Origin of the sequence: Mycobacterium sp., from assembly GCF_036273375.1 — a bacterium.
Lineage (GTDB): Bacteria > Actinomycetota > Actinomycetes > Mycobacteriales > Mycobacteriaceae > Mycobacterium.
In genome coordinates this window covers 1-2,762 of sequence record NZ_DASUHS010000217.1, presented here as the reverse complement: position 1 = coordinate 2,762, position 2,762 = coordinate 1, and the positions used below count along the sequence as shown (strand labels likewise).

The window sequence follows — 2,762 nt, the reverse complement described above, 5'->3', positions numbered from 1 at the left end:
CAGGCCGCCGTGCAGGGCGCCGCAGCCGTGCTGCGCGGCGAACAACCACTCGCAGTGGCAACGCCATGACCATCAAGGTCGGGGTGATCGGTGTCGGGGTGATGGGCGCAGAGCACGCCCGCAGGCTGACCCGGGTCATTGGGGGAGCCTCTGTCTGCGGGGTTACCGACTTCGCCGGCGACCGCGCGGAGGCGTTGGCCGCCGAGCTTGGCGCACGTGTGTTCGGCTCCGCCGAGGAGCTCATCGACGCCGATGACGTTGACGCGGTTGTCATCGCGTCCCGCGACGCCGATCACTCCGCTCAGGTGATGTCGTGCCTGGCGCACCGCAAGCCGGTGTTGTGCGAGAAGCCGCTTGCGCCCACCGTCGCCGAATGCCGGGCGGTCGTCGACGCGCAGACCGCGCTGGCCCTGCCACACCCGCTGGTATCGGTCGGTTTCATGCGCCGCTTCGACCCCGGCTACACCGAACTCGCCGCGGTGGTACGCAGCGGCGCGGTCGGAGAACCACTGCTGGTGCGCTGTTCGCACCGCAACGTAGCCGGCTACCCCGGCGGAGACTCAGCCGAAACGATCACCAACACCGCCATCCACGAAATCGACATCACCCGATGGCTTTTCGGATCGGAGATCGTCGAGGTGAGCTGGCACGCCGGCAAGTCCACCCGTGCCGACCCGCACCGCCAGGACCCCCAACTGCTGTTGCTGCGCAACGAGAACGGCACTCTGACCGTCCTCGATGTGTTCGTCAACGCCCGCTACGGCTACGACGTGCGATGCGAGGTCGTCGGCGACACCGGCGCAACCAGCCTGGCCGCCACGCCGCTGACAAGACTCGATCAGGCACTGCAATCCCGCACCGCCTATCCAGAAGACTGGTTGCCCCGCTTCGCCGAGGCCTACCGCCTGGAGCTACAGGCATGGATCGACAGCCTGGCCGCCAACCAGCCGTCTCCGCTGGCCACCGCTGAGGATGGCCTTGCCGCCACCGCGGTGGCCGCCGCCCTCATCGAATCGATGAACGACCACGGCGCCTGCACCAGCGTGAAGCAACCGTAAGCGCGGGCTCCGAAACCCGCGCGGCGGTGTGGAGCTCGACGATGGGCTTGCCGAGGTGGTAGGCACCGATCTCGAAGACACCCTCGACAACCGACTTCCCGGCGGAGAAGGGGTTTTCGACGTGCCGGGGTTCATCAACGCGGTACTGGCGATCGGCTGGGATGGCCCGTGGGGGTATCGAGCACAATTCCGGCGACTTTCGCCGCCTGCCGGTGCGCGACGCCCTCACCCGGGCCCGAGACGCGGCACTGCACTGCTTCGATCTGGCAGCCCAACGTCGCAACGCGGATCCCACCCGCGGCTAGCGGTACCCGGGTCACGCCATGTTGTGCGGGGTCACCACGCGAACGGCCGACATCGACGGGGTGACTCGGCTCATTCCGCCGTGGCTCTGAATGATCATCCGCCCGGCGATGTTGGCGTCGGCGCGCAGGTCGTGATGCAGCACGGCTGAGATCTTGCGGGCGCGTAGCAACATCCGGTTGTCCTCGTCGAGGTCGTGGGCGATGAACACCCGGTAGCTGCGGCCGCGCCGCTCAAACGCGCGGATGGTGGCGACGTTGCCGCCGCCAATGGAATACACCGCACCAATGGTGGGGTCGCGGTCAAGCGCGTCGAGAACCAGCTGTTCGATCGTCGCGTCAAGCCCCTCGCTTTCGGCGATCTCCACCACCGCCCGCCCCTTCCCGCCCAGGGCACGGCGCATCTCACCGCGAAACCCCATCTCCCGCTCTTCTTCTCCGCGAAAGGCGTTGCTGCTCAACGTGACCAGCACACTGGCCGGCGAGTCACCCAGCCACTCGTCGATCAGATAGGCCGCGGTCGCGCCCGCGTCACGGTTGTCGACACCCACATAGCCGACGCGACTGCTGCGGGGTACATCGGTGACAAAGGTGACCACGGGGATGCCCTCGGCGGTGAGCCGGTCGATCGCCTCGGCCACCAGGTCGGTGTCGGGGGCCTTCACGATCACCCCGTGCGAGCCGCGGGCTCCGATCTTGTCCAGGGTCTCCACCATCGCCGGCACCGATCCGGTTTCGCGGAAATGGAAGCGGCTGCGGACCACCGCAGGCGCCAGCGCGGGCAGCTCGGCCTCGACCGCCTCCTGGAATGCGCTCGAAAACCGTTCCGGCGCTTGCATGACGACATCAACCAGATACTTGCGCCCGGCCAACCGCAGTTGGGAGCGCTGCTTGTCGAGGTCACCGATGGCCTGCTCGACTTCGCGCCGGGTGGACTCACGCACATTGGCTCTGTTGTGCAGCACCCGATCCACCGTCGCCTCGCTCAACCCGGCCTGCTGAGCGATCTGACGGACCTTGTAGCGATGGGACACGCAGTACTCCTTGATGTGAAATTGATGGCATTCCTGCCTTGATTGAGGTCAAGATCACAGCAACACTAACTTGACGCACCGCGAAGTACCAGTCCCAAAGGAGTACATGGATGACTGCACATCCGGCCTCGGTGTCCGAAGCCGAGCTACCACCGTTAACAGATGGCCCGTACCGCAAGCGGATCGGCCTCATCTCGATCGTCGCCTGCCTCGGTGGCCTGTTGTTCGGCTATGACACCGGCGTGTCCAACGGTGCCGAAGGCCCGATGGCCAAGGAGCTCGGGCTGTCCCTGCTACAGCTGGGCGTCGTCATCAGCTCGCTGATCTTCGCCGCCGCGGTGGGTGCCCTGATCGGCGGCCAGATCTCC

2 protein-coding genes and 1 pseudogene are annotated in these 2,762 nt (G+C 66.6%); 2 read left to right on the top strand and 1 reads right to left on the bottom strand.

Annotated features, from left to right (window positions below):
• Positions 1-1,058, top strand: a 1,058-nt coding sequence (locus VFW69_RS19600) for a Gfo/Idh/MocA family protein (protein ID WP_526503663.1), incomplete at its 5' end; no start/stop codon positions are given.
• Between the two features lie 316 nt (positions 1,059-1,374).
• Here VFW69_RS19600 and VFW69_RS19595 read toward each other — a convergent pair.
• Positions 1,375-2,394, bottom strand: coding sequence for a LacI family DNA-binding transcriptional regulator (locus VFW69_RS19595; RefSeq protein WP_526503661.1), 1,020 nt, complete (start codon positions 2,392-2,394; stop codon positions 1,375-1,377).
• 110 nt (positions 2,395-2,504) lie between these two features.
• Between VFW69_RS19595 and VFW69_RS19590 the strand changes: the two are divergent.
• Positions 2,505-2,762: pseudogene (locus tag VFW69_RS19590) on the top strand (MFS transporter); the annotation flags it as partial.